The organism is Streptomyces sp. CA-181903 (genome assembly GCF_050937075.1).
Taxonomy (GTDB): Bacteria; Actinomycetota; Actinomycetes; order Streptomycetales; family Streptomycetaceae; genus Streptomyces.
This window is the reverse complement of record NZ_JBNJLY010000001.1, coordinates 4326595-4346248: the sequence shown is the minus strand read 5'-3', so window position 1 is coordinate 4346248 and position 19654 is coordinate 4326595. Positions and strand designations below refer to the sequence as shown.

At 72.9% G+C, this 19654-nt stretch carries 18 protein-coding genes; 4 read left to right on the top strand and 14 right to left on the bottom strand.

Annotated features, from left to right (window positions below; translation table 11 throughout):
* Positions 1-37: 37 nt before the first annotated feature.
* Complete coding sequence (locus ACQEVS_RS19500) at positions 38-1294, bottom strand: sensor histidine kinase (RefSeq protein WP_433022068.1); 1257 nt, start codon at positions 1292-1294, stop codon at positions 38-40.
* Between the two features lie 212 nt (positions 1295-1506).
* Between ACQEVS_RS19500 and phoU the strand changes: the two genes are divergently transcribed.
* Positions 1507-2196: a phosphate signaling complex protein PhoU gene (gene phoU, locus ACQEVS_RS19495; RefSeq protein ID WP_433022066.1), complete on the top strand. Its 690-nt coding sequence runs from the start codon at positions 1507-1509 to the stop codon at positions 2194-2196.
* 364 nt (positions 2197-2560) lie between these two features.
* Here phoU and ACQEVS_RS19490 read toward each other — a convergent pair whose 3' ends face one another.
* On the bottom strand, positions 2561-3322 hold the full coding sequence (locus ACQEVS_RS19490; protein ID WP_185941564.1) for a phosphoglyceromutase: 762 nt from the start codon (positions 3320-3322) through the stop codon (positions 2561-2563).
* Positions 3323-3462: 140 nt separating this feature from the next.
* Here ACQEVS_RS19490 and ACQEVS_RS19485 point away from each other — a divergent pair, with 140 nt between their 5' ends.
* Entirely contained in the window at positions 3463-4761 is a 1299-nt protein-coding gene (locus ACQEVS_RS19485; protein ID WP_433022064.1) for an MDR family MFS transporter, read from the top strand.
* Between the two features lie 12 nt (positions 4762-4773).
* Here the strand turns inward: ACQEVS_RS19485 and ACQEVS_RS19480 are convergent, their stop codons facing one another.
* Both ACQEVS_RS19480 and mshA read right to left on the bottom strand, forming a co-directional pair.
* Entirely contained in the window at positions 4774-5301 is a 528-nt protein-coding gene (locus tag ACQEVS_RS19480) for a YbjN domain-containing protein (RefSeq protein WP_433022062.1), read from the bottom strand.
* A complete protein-coding gene (mshA, locus tag ACQEVS_RS19475; protein WP_433022060.1) occupies positions 5294-6661 on the bottom strand; it encodes a D-inositol-3-phosphate glycosyltransferase in 1368 nt (455 codons plus the stop codon). Before mshA ends, ACQEVS_RS19480 begins: the two co-directional genes overlap by 8 nt.
* Before the next feature lie 187 nt (positions 6662-6848).
* On the opposite strand from mshA, the gene ACQEVS_RS19470 reads away from it, so the two are divergent.
* Positions 6849-7664 (top strand): class I SAM-dependent methyltransferase, encoded by an 816-nt coding sequence (locus ACQEVS_RS19470; protein WP_433022058.1) that lies wholly within the window; start codon positions 6849-6851, stop codon positions 7662-7664.
* 206 nt (positions 7665-7870) lie between these two features.
* Here ACQEVS_RS19470 and ACQEVS_RS19465 read toward each other — a convergent pair whose 3' ends face one another.
* From ACQEVS_RS19465 to mshD, 7 genes are all read right to left on the bottom strand, one after another.
* On the bottom strand, positions 7871-8299 hold the full coding sequence (locus ACQEVS_RS19465) for an NUDIX hydrolase (RefSeq protein WP_433022056.1): 429 nt from the start codon (positions 8297-8299) through the stop codon (positions 7871-7873).
* On the bottom strand, positions 8296-9432 hold the full coding sequence (locus ACQEVS_RS19460) for a CHAD domain-containing protein (protein WP_433022054.1): 1137 nt from the start codon (positions 9430-9432) through the stop codon (positions 8296-8298). The genes ACQEVS_RS19465 and ACQEVS_RS19460 overlap by 4 nt, the downstream gene beginning before the upstream one ends.
* Positions 9413-11539: an RNA degradosome polyphosphate kinase gene (locus ACQEVS_RS19455; protein ID WP_433027707.1), complete on the bottom strand. Its 2127-nt coding sequence runs from the start codon at positions 11537-11539 to the stop codon at positions 9413-9415. The genes ACQEVS_RS19460 and ACQEVS_RS19455 overlap by 20 nt, the downstream gene beginning before the upstream one ends.
* A gap of 499 nt (positions 11540-12038) precedes the next feature.
* Positions 12039-13067, bottom strand: a complete 1029-nt coding sequence (locus ACQEVS_RS19450; protein ID WP_433022052.1) for an ABC transporter permease — start codon at positions 13065-13067, stop codon at positions 12039-12041.
* Positions 13064-13999 carry an ABC transporter ATP-binding protein gene (locus ACQEVS_RS19445; protein ID WP_433022050.1) on the bottom strand — a complete coding sequence of 312 codons (936 nt, stop codon included), beginning with the start codon at positions 13997-13999 and terminating at the stop codon, positions 13064-13066. The genes ACQEVS_RS19450 and ACQEVS_RS19445 overlap by 4 nt, the downstream gene beginning before the upstream one ends.
* Positions 13996-14529 (bottom strand): GntR family transcriptional regulator, encoded by a 534-nt coding sequence (locus tag ACQEVS_RS19440; RefSeq protein ID WP_433022048.1) that lies wholly within the window; start codon positions 14527-14529, stop codon positions 13996-13998. Before ACQEVS_RS19440 ends, ACQEVS_RS19445 begins: the two co-directional genes overlap by 4 nt.
* A 101-nt stretch (positions 14530-14630) precedes the next feature.
* The gene (mshD, locus tag ACQEVS_RS19435; RefSeq protein WP_433022046.1) at positions 14631-15563 is read right to left on the bottom strand and encodes a mycothiol synthase; all 933 of its coding nucleotides are present in this window, start codon (positions 15561-15563) and stop codon (positions 14631-14633) included.
* A 203-nt stretch (positions 15564-15766) separates the two neighbouring features.
* Between mshD and ACQEVS_RS19430 the strand changes: the two genes are divergently transcribed.
* Complete coding sequence (locus ACQEVS_RS19430) at positions 15767-17596, top strand: bifunctional metallophosphatase/5'-nucleotidase (protein WP_433022044.1); 1830 nt, start codon at positions 15767-15769, stop codon at positions 17594-17596.
* Between the two features lie 95 nt (positions 17597-17691).
* Here ACQEVS_RS19430 and ACQEVS_RS19425 read toward each other — a convergent pair whose 3' ends face one another.
* The 3 genes from ACQEVS_RS19425 to ACQEVS_RS19415 form a co-directional block, all read right to left on the bottom strand.
* Positions 17692-18579 (bottom strand): hypothetical protein, encoded by an 888-nt coding sequence (locus ACQEVS_RS19425; protein ID WP_433027704.1) that lies wholly within the window; start codon positions 18577-18579, stop codon positions 17692-17694.
* A gap of 251 nt (positions 18580-18830) precedes the next feature.
* Complete coding sequence (locus ACQEVS_RS19420; protein ID WP_433022042.1) at positions 18831-19376, bottom strand: Clp protease N-terminal domain-containing protein; 546 nt, start codon at positions 19374-19376, stop codon at positions 18831-18833.
* The gene (locus ACQEVS_RS19415) at positions 19377-19619 is read right to left on the bottom strand and encodes a hypothetical protein (RefSeq protein WP_433022040.1); all 243 of its coding nucleotides are present in this window, start codon (positions 19617-19619) and stop codon (positions 19377-19379) included. It lies immediately after the preceding gene.
* Positions 19620-19654: the final 35 nt, after the last annotated feature.

Genomic DNA, 19654 nt, shown 5'->3' with positions numbered 1-19654 from the left:
CGGAAGAAGACGGCGGGGCGCGTGGGGCGCGGGCGACTCACCGGTGCGGCTCCGGGGTGGCGAGGCCGTGGAGGTGGCCCGTCGCCTCGGCCGCGTCCTGGGGATCGTCGGTGTCCAGCCGGCTCAGCCGGAGCCGGTCGCGGCCGACGCCCGCCTCCGGGAGGCGGAGGGTGAAGGTGGAGCCCTGGCCCTCCGCGCTCCAGACGGTGACCTCGCCGCCGTGCGACGCGGCCACGTGCTTGACGATCGACAGGCCGAGGCCGGTGCCGCCGGTGGCGCGGGAGCGGGCGGGGTCCACCCGGTAGAAGCGTTCGAAGACCCGCTCGCGGTCTTTCTCGGATATGCCGATGCCCTGGTCGGTGACGGCTATCTCGATCAGATCGCCACCGGGCGCGGCCACCCGGCGGGCGGCGATGCCCACTCTGGTGCGGGCGGGGCTGTAGTTGACGGCGTTCTCGACGAGGTTGCCGAGGGCCGCGGCGAGCTGGCCGCGGTTGCCCCAGACGTGCAGGCCGGCCGCGCCGCCCGAGGCCATGGTGATCTGCTTGGTGCCGGCCTGGTGGCGGCAGCGGTCGACGGCCTCGGCGACGAGCTCGTCCACGCGGACGGGCTCGGCGTCCTCCAGGGGGTCGTCGTTCTGCACCCGGGAGAGGTCGATCAGCTCCTGGACCAGGTTGGTCAGCCGGGTGGCCTCGATCTGCATCCGGCCGGCGAAGCGGGTGACGGCCTCGGGGTCGTCGCTGGCGTCCATCACGGCCTCGGAGAGCAGCGACAGCGCGCCGACCGGGGTCTTGAGCTCATGGCTGACGTTGGCCACGAAATCCCGCCGGACGGCCTCGATGCGGCGGGCCTCGGTGAGGTCCTCGACCAGCAGCAGGACCAGGCGGGAGCCCAGCGGCGCCACCCGGGCGGAGACCGCGAGGGCCTCCCCGCGGCCGGTGCCGCGGCGCGGCAGGTCCAGCTCGACCTGGCGTATCTCCCCGTCGCGGCGGGTGTCCCGGGCCATCTGGAGCATCTCGTCCACCGCGAGCCGGCCCCCGCGCACCAGGCCCAGGGCGTACGCCGCCGAGCTGGCCTTGACGACGGCGTCCCCCTCGTCGAGGACGACGGCAGAGGACCGCAGCACGGACAGCACGGTGTCGACACCTGGCGGCAGGACCGCGTCGGTGTGCAGCGAGCTACGGCTGGGGCGCGCCTGGTCGCGCTCGCTCCAGCGGAACGCCAGCATGGCGATCACACCGGTACACAGGCCGGCGAGGGCTGCCGCTGCGGCGACGGCCGCGTCCACGTTCATGCCTCCAGGTTATGCGGGGGCACCGACAGCCCCACAGCCAAAAGGGGGGCGCCTCGAACACACGTTGCCGAGAGTTCACCTTGAGGTCGGCGGTGGTTCACTCCGGGGGTCGACACCCGTCGCGTTCCGGCCGGATCGTGGTACCGGGCGGCCCGAAGAGCACCGGAACGCGGTCCCGGCCGCCGCACGACTCGAAGCGAGAGAAGGACACGATGCGGGACGCGTACCACGAGGAGCTGGACTCGATAGGCGACGGGCTGGTCGAAATGGCGCGGCTCGTCGGCTCCGCCATAGGGCGTGCCACGACGGCGATCCTGGACGCGGACCTCAAGCTCGCGGAGGCCGTGATCGCCGGCGACAGCAAGGTGGACGACCTCCAGCGGGACCTGGAGGCGCGGGCCATCGCGCTGCTGGCCCGGCAGCAGCCGGTCGCCACGGACCTGCGGATCGTGGTGACGTCCCTGCGGATGAGCGCCGACCTGGAGCGTTCGGGCGACCTCGCGCAGCACGTCGCGAAGCTGGCCCGGCTGCGCTTCCCGGACACGGCGGTCCCCCGCGACCTGCACTCCACGGTCCTGGAGATGGGCCAGCTCGCCCAGCGGCTGATGGCCAAGGCGGGCGAGGTGCTGATCACCAAGGACGTCGACCTGGCGCTCCAGCTGGAGCAGGACGACGACGCCATGGACCTGCTGCACCGCGCCCTCTTCCAGCACCTGATGGACGACCGCTGGCAGCACGGCATCGAGACGGCCGTGGACGTGACCCTGCTGGGCCGCTACTACGAGCGGTTCGCCGACCACGCCGTCTCGGTCGCCAAGCGCGTCGTCTACCTGGTCACGGGCGAGCACGCCGACGAGCTCAACCAGACGGCGGGCGCCCCCGGCGCGGGGGAAACCTCGTGATACCCCGCGTGCGCCCGTACGCCCCCCGACGCACCCGGTGCGCCCACACACTCGTACACCGAGCGCATTGACGACCGATGCCGAGTGAGCGTTGAGTGGGGTGTGGCAGACCACCCATCGAGGAGGTACCGCATGACCGGTTCTCTCGCGAACACCCCAGAGCGTGTGATCCCCGCAGCGCCCGCGATGAGCGGATGCCAGTGCGGCCCAGGTTGCTCCTGCGGTTGCCAGCAGGGCGGCTCCTGCCAATGCGGCGGCGGCTGCGGCTGACACGCCTCGCACGTCACTCACGGGAAGGGCCCCGGGCGGCCGACGCCGCCCCGGGGGCCCTTGCCCGTGCCGGGCCCGCTCCGGGCCGCCGGGCTTACTTCTTCTTGCCCTGGTTCTTCACGGCCTCGATCGCGGCCTTCGCGGCCTCCGGGTCGAGGTAGGTGCCGCCGGGGACGACCGGGCGGAAGTCGGCGTCGAGCTCGTAGGCGAGCGGGATGCCGGTGGGGATGTTGAGGCCCGCGATGTCGGCGTCGGAGATGCCGTCCAGGTGCTTGACCAGGGCGCGCAGCGAGTTGCCGTGGGCGGCGACCAGGACCGTGCGGCCGGCCAGCAGGTCCGGGACGATGCCGTCGTACCAGTACGGCAGCATGCGGACGACGACGTCCTTGAGGCACTCGGTGCGGGGGCGCAGCTCCGGGGGGATGGAGGCGTAGCGCGGGTCCTCGCTCTGGGAGAACTCGGCGCCGTCCTCCAGGGCGGGCGGCGGGGTGTCGTACGAGCGGCGCCAGAGCATGAACTGCTCCTCGCCGAACTCGGCCAGCGTCTGGGCCTTGTCCTTGCCCTGGAGGGCGCCGTAGTGGCGCTCGTTCAGGCGCCAGGAACGGTGCACGGGGATCCAGTGGCGGTCGGCCGCCTCCAGGGCCAGCTGCGCGGTGCGGATGGCGCGCTTCTGGAGGGAGGTGTGGACCACGTCAGGGAGCAGGCCGGCGTCCTTGAGCAGTTCTCCGCCGCGGACGGCCTCCTTCTCGCCCTTCTCGTTGAGGTTGACGTCCACCCAGCCGGTGAACAGGTTCTTCGCGTTCCACTCGCTCTCGCCGTGGCGGAGGAGGATGAGCTTGTACGGTGCGTCGGCCATGCCCTTGAGCGTAATCGACGGGGTGGGGGTGCCGCTCACGGCGCCGTTTGACGCACCTCGTCAATTGAATGGCGTGCCCACGCCAGACGCTCGTAACGTGCGGAGCACCAGAACGGCACTTACAAGGGGGCGGGCGCGTGATGACGCGGATGGGCAGAGCGGCGAGGGAAAGCGTGGCGGGGCTGCCGCGCGCGTTCTGGTGGCTGTGGGTCTGCACGCTGGTCAACCGGCTGGGCTCGTTCGTCGCCACCTTCCTCGCCCTGTACCTGACCTTGGAGCGCGGCTACTCCGCCTTCTTCGCCGGGCTGGTCGCCGCCCTGCACGGGCTCGGCGGGGTGATCGCCTCGGTCGGGGCGGGGGTGCTGACCGACCGGCTCGGGCGGCGGCCCACCCTGATGATCGCCCAGGTCGGGACGGCCGCCTCGGTGGCGCTGCTCGGCTTCGTGCACGATCCCGTGTCGATCTCGGGCGCCGCGTTCCTGGTGGGGCTGGCGAGCAACTCCTCGCGGCCCGCCGTCACCGCGATGATGGCCGACATCGTCCGGCCCGAGGACCGGCTACGGGCGTACTCGATCAACTACTGGGCGATCAACCTCGGTTTCGCGATCTCCACCACGGCGGCCGGCTTCGTCGCCGAGTACAGCTACCTGGCCGGCTTCCTCGGGGAAGCCGCGATCACGCTGGTCTGCGCCGTCCTGGCCTACTTCACGCTCCCCGAGTCGCGGCCCGAGCCGGCCGCGCCGTCGGCGCCCGGCGAGGACGCGCCCGCCGTGGGGCTGGGCACGGTCCTGCGGGACGGGCGGTTCATGGGCGTCACCGGCCTGGCCTTCCTGGTGGCGCTCCTCTTCACGCAGAGCTCGGTCGCGCTGCCGGTGGCGATGGGCCGGGCGGGGCTCTCCACCCAGGACTACGGCATGGTGATGGCCGTCAACGGCATCATGATCGTCGCCCTCCAGATCCCGGTGACCCGCCTCATCGAACGCCGCGACCCGCGGATGCTGCTGGTCTTCTCCGCCCTGCTCGCCGGGTACGGCTTCGGCCTGACCGCGTTCGCCGGATCGGTCGGCTTCTTCGCGCTGACCATCGTCGTCTGGACGCTCGCCGAGATCGTCAACGCCCCCACGCAGTCCGGCATGGTGGTGCGCTTCTCGCCGCGCCACGCGCGGGGCCGCTACCAGGGCGTGTTCTCGCTGTCCTGGACGCTGTCGGCCCTGGTCGCGCCGCTGACGGGCGGCGCGGTCATCGAGGAGTTCGGCGCGGACGTGCTCTGGGCCGGGTGCGCGGTGATCGGCACCTTCGCGGCGGCCGGCTACTGGCTGCTGACCCGGAACCTGCCGGAAGAAGGCGCCATGGACGTCACGGAGGTCACGGACGTCACGGACGCGGTGCGCGCGGGGGGAGCGGAGCGGGAGGAACGGCCTGCTCCGCAGTCCGCCTGACGGCTCGCCAGGTCAGGTCGACGGGGCGTCAGGTCCCGTACGCCCCTCCCCCGTCAGCCGTCCGAACGCCTCCAGGTTGCGCGTGGACTCGCCCCGGGCGGTGCGCCACGCGTACTCCTTGCGGATCGCGCTCGCGAACCCCATCTCCAGCAGGGTGTTGAAGCTGCCGTCCGCGTTCTCCAGCACCACGCCGAGGATCCGGTCGACCTCCTCCGGCGTGACGGCCGCCAGCGGCAGCCGCCCGACGAGGTAGACGTCACCGAGGTGGTCGACGGCGTAGGCGACGCCGTACAGCCGGGTGTTGCGCTCCAGCAGCCAGCGGTGCACCGCCTCGTGGTTCTCGTCGGGGCGGCGCACCACGAAGGCGTTGACGGAGAGGGAGTGGTTGCCGACGACCAGCGACACGGTCGTCGACAGCTTCCGGGTGCCGGGCAGCTTCACGACGTACGTGCCGTCGGCCGGGCTCTCCCACTCGATCGCGGCCTCGGCGAGCGTGCGCTCGATGACGGTCCTCGCGTCGGACATCTGCCGTTCAGCCATGCGACGAGCGTAGGCGACGCCGCCGCTCGCCGATCGCCTCGGTGTACACCGCGGCCGTCGCGGCGGCCGCCGTGTCCCAGCCGAAGGACCGGGCGTGCGCCGCCGCCGCGGCGCCCATCGTGTCCGCGAGCTCCGGCGCGTCCGCGAAGCGTTCGAGCGCCCGCGCGTAGTCGACGGGGTCGTGGCCGTCCACCAGGAACCCGCTGGTCCCGTGCCGGACCGCCACCGGAAGCCCGCCCACCGCGGCCGCGACGACCGGTGTGCCGCACGCCTGCGCCTCCACCGCCACCAGGCCGAACGACTCGCTGTACGAGGGCATGACCAGCACGGACGCGGCGCGGTACCAGTCCGCGAGCCGCTCCTGGTCGACCGGCGGACGGAATCTGACCACGTCGGCGATGCCCAGCCGGGCGGCCAGCTTCTGGAGCTCCTCCGGCTTCGCCAGGCCGCTGCCGCTCGGGCCGCCCACCACCGGGACGACGATCCGCGAGCGCAGCGCGGGCCGGCGGTCCAGCAGTTCGGCCACCGCGCGCAGCAGCACGTCGGGCGCCTTCAGCGGCTGGATCCGGCCGGCGAACAGCGGGACCAGCGCGTCCTGCGGCAGCCCGAGCCGGTCGCGGGCGGCGGCCCGGCCGTCGGCCTCCCGGAACCGCTCCAGATTGACGCCCGGGTGGACGACGGCGACCTTGTCCGGGGCCGCGTCGTAGTGCCGGATCAGCTCCTCGGCCTCCCCCTCCGTGTTGGCGATCAGCCGGTCGGCCGCGCGGACGATCTGCGTCTCACCGATCACCCGGGCCTGCGGCTCCGGCGTGTCGCCCTCGGCCAGCGCCGCGTTCTTCACCTTGGCCATCGTGTGCATCGCGTGCACCAGCGGCACGCCCCAGCGGTCGGCCGCCAGCCAGCCGACGTGGCCGGACAGCCAGTAATGCGAATGGACCAGGTCGTAGTAGCCCGGCCGGTGCCCCGCCCACGCCTGCGTCACCCCGTGGGTGAAGGCGCACAGCTGGGCCGGCAGCTCCTCCTTCGCCAGCCCCTCGTACGGGCCGGCGTCGATGTGCCGGACGAGGACGCCGGGCGCCAGCTCCACGGCGGGCGGCAGCTGCCCGGTGGTCGCCCGGGTGAAGACCTCCACCTCGACGCCGAGCGCGGCGAGCCGCTTGGCGAGCTCGACGATGTAGACGTTCATGCCGCCCGCGTCACCCGTGCCGGGCTGGTGCAGCGGCGACGTGTGGACGCTCAGCATCGCGACGCGGCGCGGCAGCCGGCCCTGCGCACGGCGCAGGAACTGCTGGCTCCGGGAGAAGGGGCTGCCATGCGTACGGGTGCGGCGCGTGCCGCGCCGGGGTGCGTACTGGCTCACCGTTCGGGTCCTCCGTCCGCCTGTGGGGGGCGTGCGTGGGTCTGATGCGTCAGGGGCCCGGTGCGGGGACCTGATGCAGAGGTCAACCCTTCGAACACGGGGTCGGGGATTCCCCTTCCCTCCTTTACCAAAGAGTGATGCGGCCCTCACCGTCCGGCGCCGGGCCGGAACCGCTTACGCTCGGTGCATGGCCGCCGCCCGACCCGCCCCCGCCCCGCCGCACCGCCCCGTCGGGACGGCGACGCGCGGCACGACCAATCCGAACCGGTTGCGCCGGATGGACCGCTGGATCACCGCCGCCCACGCCACCGCCCTGCGCCGCGCCGCCGACCCCGTCGCCGTCGACCTCGGCTACGGCGCCGCCCCCTGGACCGCCGTCGAACTGCTGGACCGGCTGCGCCGGGTGCGGGCCGACGCGCGGGTGGTCGGCGTCGAGATCGACCCGGCGCGGGTGGCCGCCGCCGTGCCCTACGAACGGGACGGGCTGACCTTCGCCCACGGCGGCTTCGAAGTGCCCCTCGCCGCCGGGCGCCGGCCACTGATCATCCGGGCGGCGAACGTACTGCGGCAGTACGACGAGGCTTCCGTCGCCGCCGTCTGGGCGCGGCTGTGCGCCCGGCTCGACCCCGACGGGCTGCTCGTCGAGGGCACCTGCGACGAGATCGGGCGGCGGCACGTGTGGGTCGCGCTCGGGCCCGAGGGCCCGCGGACCGTCACCTTCGCGACGCGGCTGGGGTCGCTCGGCGCGCCGTCGGACCTGGCGGAGCGGCTACCGAAGGCGCTCATCCACCGGAATGTGCCCGGGGAGCCCGTGCACGCTTTTCTCCGGGATTTCGACCGGGCCTGGGCGGCGGCCGCTCCTTACGCTTCGCTGGGTGCCCGGCAGCGGTGGATCCGGGCGGTGTCCTCGCTCGCCGGGGACTGGCCGCTTGCCGACGGGCCTCGGCGGTGGCGGCAGGGGGAGGTCACGGTGCGGTGGGAGGCGGTGGCCCCTCGGGGGTGACGGTGCCCCGGTCCCTCCCCTTCACCGCTTCCTGGGGCTGCGCCCCAGACCCCCTTCGCGGCTTCGCCGCTCGTCCTCAAACGCCGGACAGGCTATTCCAGCCCGTCCGGCGTTTGAGGACTGGGGGCACCCCCTCTGGGGGAGCGCGCAGCGCGCTTCGGGGGTGCGGGCCCTCCCGCAGAAACGGTGAAAGGGCGGGACCGGGGCTAATCCACTCCCAAAGCCGCCAGCAAGGCGTCCACCAGCCCGCGGTCCCGGTCGTGTGTCAGACGAGAACGCGCCTCGTCAGGGCACAACCACGCCAGGCGGTCGACCTCCCGATTGGGGGCGAACGCCCCGCTGACCGGCTGTGCCGCCCAATACCGGACCTCCTTGAGGCGCCCGTCCGCGACGGGATAACGCGAGGTCGGGAGAGCCGGCCCCAGGACGCAGTCCAAACCCGTCTCCTCACGGACCTCCCGCAACGCCCCCACCCGCGCCTCTTCCCCCTTCTTGAGCTTCCCCTTCGGAAACGACCAGTCCAGATACTTCGGCCGATGGACGAGCGCGAGCTCGATCCCCTCCGGCCCCCGCCGCCACAGCACGCACCCCGCCGCGCGGACCACCGCCCCGGCGGGCGGCCGTACCGGCTTCACCGGGCAGGCACCCCCATCCGCTGCCAGACCCGGCCGAAGGCGAAGCGCGCGGCCTCGACCTCGTACCGCTGGTCCGCGTGGAGGACGCCGAGGGCGTACGCGGTGGCCGGGGCGATGCGCGGGGTGCGGGCGGCGGCCGCGGCGTAGGCGGCGGCCTCGGCCGCGTCGCGGTGGTGGTCGAGGGCCTGGCCGGCGCTCAGCAGCCTTATGGTGAGGCCGGGTTCCACCTCCGTCTGGTGCTGTTCGTCGAGCACCTCCTGCGCGTACCGGCGCAGCCGGACCAGCAGGCGTACCTGGTGCCAGGGCGCGTCCTGCCTGCTCTCGGCCGCGGGGACGCCCGCTTCGGCGAGGCCGTGGGAGAGCGCCTCGCCGTTGTAGGGGAGGCCGGCGGCGGCCAGTGGCAGGGTGTCGACCGCTTCCAGGAGCAGCCGGTGGCTCTGTTCGGCCAGCAGCGGCAGGGCCTCCTGGGCCCGCAGGTCGTGGGCGGCGGAGTCGAGCGGCGGATCGGTCGACAGGACGGCGACGGCGTCGGCGACCGCGTGGAAACGCGCGGAGCCGAGCGCCTGGAGCGCCGCCGAGTGGGCGCGTGTCCGGGCCAGCGTGAGCTGGCGTTCCAGCAGCGCGCCGGCGCGCGCGGCGCCCACGGCGGGTGCGGCGGCGCTTCCGGCCTCGGCCGCGCCGGAGAGCCGGTGCAACGCGCCCCGCAGCCGCGCGAGCCGTGCCGCGCAGGCGTACTCGCGTCCCAACGCCTCGGTCAGCCAGCCGAGTTCGGACCGGAACTGATCGGTCCACGGCACCTCGACCAGCGGGCGGAAGACTTGGAGCGTCCCCGCGATGCGGCGGGCGGCACCGCGCAGCAGGCGGACGGCCTCGGCCGCCTCCTCCGCCGCGGTCCCGGCGCCGTGCCCGCTGTCGCCGTGCAGCCGCAGGCCGCGCAGGAACTCCGTCGCCTGCTGGTGGAGGTAGCGGGCGAGGACGTCGGCGGCGCTGCCGGTGCCGTGCGGCGGCCGCTCCCTGCCCTCCGCGCCGCGGCGTACCTGGGGCGGCGGCCCGCCGGCCGTGTCCGTCGTCGTGTCGGGCCGCCCCCCGGCCGCGGTGAGGGCGCCCGAGGAGTCACGGGGTCGCTGTGCCACGCCGGCGCCTCCGGGCGTCGATGAGGATTTCCTGGACGTTGCGCAGCGGCCGGCCGTCGGCGTCGGTCGCGTGCCGGGTCCAGCCGCCGTCCGGGCCTAGGTGCCAGGACGCGGTCCGGTCGGACATGCCGAGTTCCAGCAGCCGGCTGAGCGAGGCGCGGTGCGCGGGGTCGGTGACCCGGACGAGCGTCTCGATGCGCCGGTCGAGGTTGCGGTGCATCATGTCGGCGCTGCCGAGCCACACTTCGGGCTCCCCTCCGTTCGCGAAGGCGAAGAGGCGGGAGTGTTCGAGGAACCGTCCGAGGACGCTGCGGACCCGGATGTTCTCCGACAGTCCGGGCACCCCGGGCCGCAGGGCGCAGATGCCGCGCACCCATACGTCCACCGGGACCCCGGCGCGCGAGGCGCGGTAGAGGGCGTCGATCACCGTCTCGTCCACCATCGCGTTGACCTTGATCCGGATGGAGGCCGGACGGCCGTCCCGGCGGTGGGCGATCTCCCGGGTGATGCGGGCGACCAGGCCGTCGCGGAGCGAGCGGGGGGCGACGAGCAGCCGCCGGTAGGTCTGCCGGCGGGAGTAGCCGGAGAGCCGGTTGAAGAGGTCGGACAGGTCGGCGCCCACCTGGGGGTCGGCGGTGAGCAGCCCCAGATCCTCGTAGAGCCGGGCGGTCTTCGGGTGGTAGTTGCCCGTTCCCACGTGTGAATAGCGTCTGAGGGTGTCGCCCTCCTGCCGTACCACCAGGGACAGCTTGCAGTGCGTCTTCAGGCCGACGAGCCCGTAGACGACATGGCAGCCGGCCTCCTCCAGTTTCCGCGCCCACTTGATGTTCGCCTGCTCGTCGAAGCGCGCCTTGATCTCGACCAGGACGAGCACCTGCTTCCCGGACTCCGCGGCGTCTATCAAGGCGTCGACGATCGGGGAATCGCCGGACGTCCGGTAGAGCGTCTGCTTGATGGCGAGGACGTCCGGGTCGGCCGCGGCCTGTTCGAGGAAGGACTGGACGGAGGTGGAGAACGAGTCGTACGGATGGTGGAGCAGCACGTCCCGCTCGCGCAGGGCGGCGAACACGTCCGGCGCCGTCGCGGACTCCACCTCGGCCAGGTCGCGGTGCGTCCCGGCGACGAAGGTGGGGTACTTGAGCTCCGGCCGGTCCAGGGCCGCGATGTGGAACAGCGCGGTGAGGTCGAGCGGACCCGGCAGCGGGTAGACCTCCGCGTCGGAGATCTTCAGCTCGCGGACGAGCAGGTCCAGGACGTACGGGTCGATGGACTCCTCGACCTCCAGCCGCACGGGCGGGCCGAAGCGGCGGCGCATGAGCTCCTTCTCCAGCGCCTGGAGCAGGTTCTCGGCGTCGTCCTCCTCGACCTCCAGGTCCTCGTTGCGCGTCACCCGGAACATGTGGTGCCCCAGCACCTCCATCCCCGGGAACAACTCCTCCAGGTGCGCCGCTATCACGTCCTCCAGCGGCACGTACCGCTGCGGCGACGCCTCCAGGAACCGCGACAGCAGCGGCGGCACCTTCACCCGTGCGAAGTGCTCATGCCCGCTGACCGGGTTGCGGACGACCACGGCCAGGTTGAGCGACAGCCCGGAGATGTACGGGAAGGGGTGCGCCGGGTCGACGGCGAGCGGGGTGAGGACGGGGAAGATCCGCCGGCGGAAGAGGGTGAAGAGGCGGGCCTGCTCCTTGTCGGTCAGCTCGGCCCAGCGGATCAGGTGGATGCCCCGCTCGGCCAGCTCGGGCGCGACGTCCTGCTGGTAGCAGGCGGCGTGCCGGGCCATGAGCTCCCGGGAGCGGGTCCAGATCAGCTCCAGCACCTCGCGCGGCTGGAGGCCGGACGCGGAGCGGGTGGCGACGCCGGTGGCGATGCGGCGCTTGAGGCCGGCGACGCGGACCATGAAGAACTCGTCGAGGTTGCTCGCGAAGATCGCCAGGAAGTTGGCGCGTTCCAGGAGCGGGGTGGCCGGATCCTCGGCCAGCTCCAGCACCCGCTCGTTGAACGCCAGCCAGCTGCGCTCGCGGTCCAGGAAGCGGTTCTCGGGCAGCGGCTCGCCGTCGCGGGCCGGGTCCTCCTCGCGGCCGTCGTAACCGTCCGCGTAGTCGATCCCGGCGTCCGCCGCGCGGGCCGCCGCGTCGAGGGCCTCCGTGTAGGGGGCGGCCGCGTAGGGAACCGCCGCGCAGGGGGCGGGCTCGTGCCCGTCGTACGCGTCGTATGCGGCGTAGCCGTCGAGGTCGGCGTCCAGGTCGGGTTCCGGTTCGGGGATGTCCGGGCCGGCCGGGCCCGGCCGGTGCCCGGCGGCCGGGAGACCGCCGGGGCGCGGGCCCCCGTTCCGGTCGCCGGACGGCCGCTCCGCTTCCCGGGGCGCGAGGACGCCGGAGGATCTGCCATGCCCTCATTGTTCCGCTCGCCCGGGAGGGCGGGCACGGCGGAGACCGCGGCGGCGCGTGGCCTGCGTTGTCGTGCGTGGGGGCGACCGGCTGCATTCCGCAAGACTGGCAACCGCGGTTGAATCACGGGTAACGCCCACATGGCGTGCGGGGAACCCGGGGCCTCCCGGCGGTGACCGGAGGATTCCGGTGGCACGCCGCGGGGCGCGGCCGGGCCTACGGCACGACGTGCCGTACCCACCGCAGCGCCGTCCAGGCGGCGAGTGCGGCCAGGGCCGTGAGGATGCCCGCCTCCAGCCACGCCAGGGGCCAGTGGTCCGCCGGGGGATGGTGGTCCAGGTACCAGCGGTCGGCGTTGTGGGTGGTGAGGCAGCGCTCGGGGGACACCCCGACGCCACAGACATCGTCCGACAGCCGTTCACCCGAACGGGTGATCAGGCCGCGCCCGATGACCCAGGTGCCGTCATTCGGGTACCCCGGCATGCCCAGCGAGACCGTCCGGGTGCGGGGCCACAGGTCGGGCCGTACGTAACCCAGCGCGGACCGGACCACCCCGTACCCCACCAGCGTCAGGACCATCGCCGGCACCGTGCGCCGGGTCACCAGCGCCGCGAGCGCCCCGAACGCGACCCCCCACAGCGCGTCGGCGACGGGCATCGGGCCGAGCATCCCGAACGAGTCGTACCAGCGCTGGCCGGGCAGCAGCTCGGTGGGCACGGCCGTCCAGCACCAGGTGTAGAGCGCCGACATCAGCGACACCCCGACGAGCACCAGTGCCGTGGGCACCGCGAGTTTGGCCGCGAGCCAGCGCGCCGGCGGGAGGGACTGCGTCCACGCCAGCCGCCAGGTACCGCTCTCCAGCTCGCGGGCGACCATCGGACCGGCGGTGAACAGGCTCGCCAGCAGCGGCACATACTGCACGAGCAGCCCGTTGAAGTGCAGCGCGTCACCGTACCCGGCCTGGAAGTCGGCGGCCGGCGACCAGCGTTCGGCGCACTCCCGGCCACCGCCGGCGCAGAGGTCCGCGAGCGCCCGGACGTCCGCGTCCTTCCGCAACAGGTATCCCAGGAGCGCCAATTGCACCAGCTCGACGACCAGCAGCAGCGTCAGGACGACCAGGGTCGCCCGGTGCTGGCGCAGGACGAGCCAGACGAAACCCCTCGGCCGGAACCGGCCGCGTCCGGGCTCCGGTGCGGTGGATTCGGCGGGGGCGGGTGAGGAAGCGGAGGACAGAGTGACGGTCACGCGGCGGCCCTCCCGGACCGGGGTTCGGCGCTCGGGGTCAGCAGCGGGGGGACGCCGGGTGCGCGCAGGTGGGCGAGGAGCAGGTCCTCCAGGGTGGGTTCCGACGTCTCCCACCGGCCCGCGATCGGCCCCTCCGGCCGGAGGACGGCGGTGAGCTGCCGGCCCGTCGTCCGCGCCGAGACGACCGTGTGCGCGTCGAACGCCCTGGGCAGCCCCGGCCCCTCGTGGCGGCCCACGACGACGCGGTGCACGCCGACCAGGTCCTCGACCTCGCCCGCCAGCCGGATCCGGCCGCCGCCCAGCAGCAACAGGTAGTCGCAGACGCCGTCGAGCTCGGAGAGGACGTGCGAGGCCAGCACGATCGTGGTGGCGTGCTCGGCGGCCTCGGCCATCAGGGCGGCCGTCATCTCGTGCCGTACCAGCGGGTCGAGGTCGGCCATCGGCTCGTCGAGCAGCAGCAGGTCGGGGCGCTTGCCGAAGGCCAGGGCGAGGGCGACGCGGGTGCGCTGGCCCGCGGAGAGGGCGCCGACGCGCGCGTGCGCCGGCAGGTTCCCCTCCCGCACCAGGCGTTCCGCCGCCGCCCCGTCCCAGCGGCCGGGGTTGAGCTCGCGGCCCATGCGCAGCGTGTCGGCCACGGTGAACTGCGGGTACAGCGGCTTGTCCTGGGACAGGTACGCCACCCGGGGCCGCGTCCCCCGGTGCCCCACCGGCCCGCCCAGCACCTCCAGCCGCCCCGTCTCCGGCCGCCGCAGCCCCGCGATGACCGAGAGCAGGGTCGACTTGCCGGCGCCGTTGGGCCCGACGAGCGCGCAGACCCGTCCCGTGGGCACCCGGAACGAGCAGTCCCGCAACGCCCAGGAGCGCCGGTGCTTCACCCCCAGCCCGGCCGCCTCGACGGCGGTTCCGCCGGGGACGTAGGTCAGGTCGGTCATGCGGTCCCCTCGTCGGCGTGGTGGGTGGGGTGGGCAGGGTGAGTGTGGTGGGTATGGCCGACGGGATCGGTGTGGCGGGGTTGGTCAGGGTGGTCGGCTTGGTCGGTGTGACTGACATGGCCGGTGGCGTACGAGCCGTCGGGAGGCGCGCCGCCGAAGCATTCGTCCAGGACGGATGCCACCACGGCGGAGACGTCGTCCCGGTCGAGACCGGCCGCGCGGGCCCGTTCCGCCCAGCCGGCCAGCTCGGCGCGGAGCGGCGAGTCCGCGGCGGCTCCCGGCCGCGCCAGGGAGCGCCGGACGAACGTCCCGAGTCCGGGGCGCGCCTCGACCAGGCCCGCGCGGTCGAGTTCGCGGTACGCCTTCAGGACGGTGTTGGGGTTGATGGCGGTGGCCGCCACGACCTCCCGGGCGGTGGGGAGCTGGTCGCCCGGCATCAGCAGGCCCAGCCGGAGCGCCTGTTCGACCTGCCGGGCGATCTGCACATAAGGAGCGACGCCGCTGCGGCGGTCGATGCGGAACTCGACCACGACCTCACCCTGCCTCCGCTGAACCGGCATTCCACCAAATGCCTAGTGAAAGCAGGATGACGTCACTCCGCTTCCCTCGTCAACACACGTCCCGTCCGGGCTCAGGACTCCGTGCGGTACATCAGGTCCGTCTCGTGGACCGTGAACCCCAGCCGCTCGTACACCGACACGGCGGGCCCGTTGTCCGCGTCCACGTAGAGCATCGCCGTCGGCAGGCCGGCCGCGGCGAGGTGGCGGAGGCCGATGGTGGTCAGGGCCTTGCCGAGGCCACCGCCCTGGGCACCGGGCCGGATGCCGACGACGTACACCTCGCCGAGGCCCTCCTCGGCGTGCACCTTCGTCCAGTGGAAACCGACGATCCCGCCGTCGCGTTCGGCGAGGAAGAAGCCCTCGGGGTCGAACCAGCCCTCGGCCTTGCGGTCGTCCAGGTCGCGCTGGGTGAGCGAGCCCTGTTCCGGATGGTGGGCGAACGCCTCGGCGTTGACGGCGAGCCAGGCCGCGTCGTCGTCCCCGGGCCGGAAGGTCCGGACGGTCACGCCGTCGGGCAGCCGGGGGTCGGGGAGATCGAGGTCGGCCAGCGGACGCCGCATCTGCCGCAGCTCGCGGAACAGGCTCATCCCCAGCACCTGCGCGAGGTGGCGCGCGGCCGGGTGGCCGCCGTGCGCCCAGACCCGCAGCCGCTTGCCGGACTCCCGCAGCAGCGCGTTGCCCAGCGCCCGGCCGTGGCCGCGCCCCCGGTACGCCGGGTGCACCACGAGCTCGCCGGTGGGCGCCTCGACGGGATCGGTGTCCTCCAGCTGCGCGTACCCGGCGAGGACCTCCGCGCCGTCGGTCACGTCGTGCAGCATCAGGTGCCGGACGCCCGGCCGGCCGCCCTTCAGCTGGAGCCGGCCCTGCTCGGAGACGGCCTGCCGGCCGTCGGCCGCGGCGGCCTCCGCGATCAGCTGCAGCACGTCCCGCGCGCGCTCGGGCGCCGGCTCGTCCAGCACCTCGATCCGGCGCCGCCCGCTGTCGTCGTTCCACTCGTCAGTCATGGCACCGAGCCTATGCCGCGGCCGAATCCGGAACAGGGGTGCATGGCGGGGCGACCACGGCGTACGGCACGGAGGAAACGCCCGGGCGCTACCGATTCGTCACCTCAAGCCTCCTGTGCACTACGCGCGTTGACCGTAGGCTGCGGCAGACCGCACCACCCGGCATTCGCCAAACCAGCACGAACATTCACAAAGGGGAATCCATGCACGCGACGCCGCCACGGAAGCGTCTCGCGAGACGGCTGACCGCCAGCGCCGCCGTCCTCGCCGCCACCGCCGGTGTCCTCGCCGCCGCGCCCGCCGGGGCGGCGACCGCGCACGGTCACGGCCGTGACCACGGCCACGGGCACGGCCGGACCGTCGACGTCCAGCTGCTGTCCTTCAACGACCTGCACGGCAACCTGGAGCCGCCGCAGGGCTCGTCCGGCACCGTCACGGAGAAGCAGAAGGACGGGACGAAGAAGGTCATACCCGCGGGCGGGATGGAGTACCTGGCCGACGCGCTCCGCACCGCGCGCAAGGGCCACGAGTACTCGATCACCGCGGCGGCCGGCGACATGATCGGCGCCAGCCCGCTGATGTCCGGCCTCTTCCACGACGAGCCCACCATCGAGGCGCTCAACAAGCTGAAGCTCGACGTCACCTCGGTGGGCAACCACGAGTTCGACGAGGGCCGGGCCGAGCTGGTGCGGATGCAGCGCGGCGGCTGCCACCCCAAGGACGGCTGCTTCGAGAAGGGCAAGAAGTTCCGGGGCGCGGACTTCCCCTACCTCGCCGCGAACGTCACCGACGAGAAGACCGGCAAGCCCATCCTCAAGCCGTACACGATCTGGCGGCACAAGGGCGTGAAGATCGGCATCATCGGCCTGACGCTCAAGGGCACCCCCGACGTCGTCACGGCCGAGGGCGTCAAGGGCCTGAAGTTCGCCGACGAGGTCGCGACCATCGACAAGTACGCCAAGGAGCTCGACCGCCAGGGCGTCAAGGCGATCGTCACCCTCGTGCACGAGGGCGGCATGCCGGCCTCGGGCGCGTACAACGACGACTGCGACAGCCCGGGCGCCGGCGCGGGCATCTCCGGCCCGATCGTCGACATCGCCAAGAAGGTCACGCCGAAGGTCGACGCCTTCATCACCGGCCACACGCACCAGGCGTACGCCTGCACCATCCCCGACCCGGCGGGCAACCCGCGCACGGTGACCTCCGCCGCCTCCTTCGGCCGCCTGTACACGGACACCACGCTGACGTACGACCGCCGCACCCGTGACTTCGTCCGCACCCCGGTCACCCGGCCGCACGCCACCAACCACGTCGTCGACCGCGACCGCCCCAAGGCCGCGGACATGACCTCCCTCATCGCCCGCTGGAACGCGCTCGCCGCGCCGGTCGCCAACCGGCCCGTCGGCTACATCAGCGCCGACATCAACGGCCGCGGCTCCGACGCGTACGAGAAGCCGCTCGGCGACGTCATCGCCGACTCCCAGCTGGAAGCCCTGGCCCCGGCCGACAAGGGCGGCGCCCGGATCGCCTTCATGAACCCCGGCGGCATCCGCTCCGACCTCGCCTACAAGGCGGCGGGCGGCGAGGGCGACGGCGTCGTCACCTACGGCAAGGCGTTCACCGTCCAGCCGTTCACCAACATGATGCAGACCGCCGACCTCACCGGCGCGCAGGTCATCTCCGTCCTCCAGCAGCAGGTCAGCGGCGCGGTCAACGGCCCCCAGCCGAAGATCCTGCAGATCAGCAAGGGCCTGACCTACACCCTGGACCTGACGAAGACCGGCGCCGACCGCGTCGTCGCCTCGTCCGTGAAGCTCGATGGCACGGCGATCGACCCGGCGAAGACGTACCGCGTCGCGGCCAACGAGTTCCTGATGGGCGGCGGCGACGGCTTCACCGCCTTCAAGGAGGCCAAGAACAAGCGCGTCGGCGCGTCGGACCTGGACGTCTTCCTCGCCTACCTGGGCGCGCACTCCACCAAGACCAGCCCGCTGTCCCCGCCGGAGGCGGGACGGATCACGGTCGTGAAGTAAGCACCGGACGACGGCACCATCCGTGACGTCGCCCCGCGGCGGATCCCTCCGCCGCGGGGCGCGACGTCGTAACGCGGCCGTGATGGTTCCCGACGTCAGGGCTGCTCGTCGAAGAGGTCCTCGGCGCGGGTGACGGTGAAGGCGCGGTCGAGCCACAGACCGAGGGTGTCGAGATCTGCGCAGCCGCTGACGCGTTCCCGCACCGCGTCCGGCACGTCGATCTCGCGGTGGGCCAGGGTGCGCAGCACCTGCTGGGCACGCTCCTTGAGGCGACCCTCGGCGCACCCCTCGGCCCGGCCCATCTCCTGGCCCTCGGCCAGGCCCTTCTCCCGACCATCGGCCAGGCCCTTGTCGTACGTCTCCTCAATGAGGGTGCCGCGGCCGGGGAAGTACGTGCGGACGTTCATCAGCTTCCTCCAGGTTTCCCTTGCCCGGGTGTCCCCCAGGCCGATCTCCAGCATTTCCCAGTAGTACTTGGAGGTTTCCCGGTCGACCGTGTCCAGCGCTCGAGCCAGTGTCTCCAGTATGGCCGTGGCGTCCGGATGCCGCCCGTGTGTCAGCGCGGAGAACGCCGCCAGGGTGAGGTCCTGTGCGGCCTCTTCGACGTCCAGGATGACCGGAAGATTGCCCGGCCCCAGGACGAGCGGCTGTACGGAGAGCGTCGTCCACTCGGCGTGGCCCAGCGGAAAAGGGCCGGCCGCCCAGCCTGCCGTGGCCTTGTCCTGGCACACGACGAGCAGGAGCGCCGGGCAGGAGTACTTCGCCATCAGGAACGACAGGTAGTAGGCCCAACTCACCGGCTTGTCCTCGGCCCTGCGCCCCTGCGCCTCGATGGCGAGCAGGAACCCGTCGCCACCGTCGGGCGGCCTGATACGCAGAACGCTGTCCACCCGGCGTTCCAACGGGCGGATCTCCGTGACGTCGCCCGTGAGCACTTCGACGGCCGCTTCTTCCGGCAGGGAGACACCAAGGATCCGGAACACGGGCGACAACAACCCGGGGTGCTCCTGAAAGATCCGGTGCGATGTCTCATGTTGTGACGTGACCATGGGCTGAACGTACGACTACCGCGAAGCGCTCACCCCGCTTTCGCCAAGCGATCACCCATTCGAAGCCTGGCGCGATCAACTGTTCCCTTGCGAACCCGCGTTCCTCCCTGTTCGCCACGGCGCGCGGCACATACCGAAGCGCCGCCCGGGGGAAGCCCGAGCGGCGCCGCGCGCCTCCGCGTGGCTCAAGAGGCGGTTCGGTCCAGTGCGTCGAGGACCGTCGGCCGGATGACGGTGATCTCGACGCCGAGTGCCGCGAGCACCTTCAGCGCCGTTCCCTCGTCCACCGCGAGCAGGCCGAGGAGGACGTGTTCGGTGCCGATGCGGTCGTGCCGGAGGGCCTGGGCCTCGTGGACGGCGGCCGTCAACGCCTTCTTGGCGTTCTCCGTGTAGGCCGGGCGCGGGAACCGGAAGGCACCCGCGCCGAAGGAGTCGTCGGCCCGGCGGCGGATCTCGTCCGCGTCGATGCCGAGCCCGGCCAGGGCGTCCTTCGCCTCCTGCCCGCCCGTCGCCGGCGTCCCGTCCGCCTGCCGCAGCCGGACGACGCGCTCGCGCGCCCGCGGCAGGTCGACGCCGCATCCGGTGAGCACCGCGCCGGCGCCGCCGCCGGTGGTGCCGAGGAGGCCGAGCAGCAGGTGCTCGGTTCCGACGAAGTCGTGGCCGAGATCCACGGCCTGGTCCTGTGCGGTGACCACGGCCTGTTTCCCGGGGTCGGTGAAGTGGTCGAACACTCAGCTCTCCTTGCCTTCGGCCTTGCGCCTGCCCGCGTGCTTCTCGTGCACGGACTGCCTGCTCACCCGCAGTGCGTCCGCGATGCGCTGCCATGCCCAGCCCTGGTCACGGGCGTTGTCGACGTGGAGGCGTTCGAGCTCCTCCAGCAGGCGCCGCAGCGCGACCACGGCCTGCATGCCCACGGCCGGGTCCTTGTCGGTTACTCGGCCGACCAGATCGGCCGGCGTGCCGTCATCCGTCATGCTGTCAGGATTTCCTGACATCGAGACGTTGTCAA

Excerpts from the sequence above, each read along its gene's own strand:
- ACQEVS_RS19490 (WP_185941564.1), bottom strand. The coding sequence starts at position 3,322 with ATGGCCGACGCACCGTACAAGCTCATCCTCCTCCGCCACGGCGAGAGC.
- ACQEVS_RS19445 (WP_433022050.1), bottom strand. The coding sequence starts at position 13,999 with ATGACCGACCTGACCTACGTCCCCGGCGGAACCGCCGTCGAGGCGGCC.
- ACQEVS_RS19430 (WP_433022044.1), top strand. The coding sequence starts at position 15,767 with ATGCACGCGACGCCGCCACGGAAGCGTCTCGCGAGACGGCTGACCGCC.
- ACQEVS_RS19485 (WP_433022064.1), top strand. The coding sequence starts at position 3,463 with ATGACGCGGATGGGCAGAGCGGCGAGGGAAAGCGTGGCGGGGCTGCCG.
- ACQEVS_RS19500 (WP_433022068.1), bottom strand. The coding sequence starts at position 1,294 with ATGAACGTGGACGCGGCCGTCGCCGCAGCGGCAGCCCTCGCCGGCCTG.
- ACQEVS_RS19480 (WP_433022062.1), bottom strand. The coding sequence starts at position 5,301 with ATGGCTGAACGGCAGATGTCCGACGCGAGGACCGTCATCGAGCGCACG.
- phoU (WP_433022066.1), top strand. The coding sequence starts at position 1,507 with ATGCGGGACGCGTACCACGAGGAGCTGGACTCGATAGGCGACGGGCTG.
- ACQEVS_RS19415 (WP_433022040.1), bottom strand. The coding sequence starts at position 19,619 with ATGACGGATGACGGCACGCCGGCCGATCTGGTCGGCCGAGTAACCGAC.
- mshD (WP_433022046.1), bottom strand. The coding sequence starts at position 15,563 with ATGACTGACGAGTGGAACGACGACAGCGGGCGGCGCCGGATCGAGGTG.
- ACQEVS_RS19470 (WP_433022058.1), top strand. The coding sequence starts at position 6,849 with ATGGCCGCCGCCCGACCCGCCCCCGCCCCGCCGCACCGCCCCGTCGGG.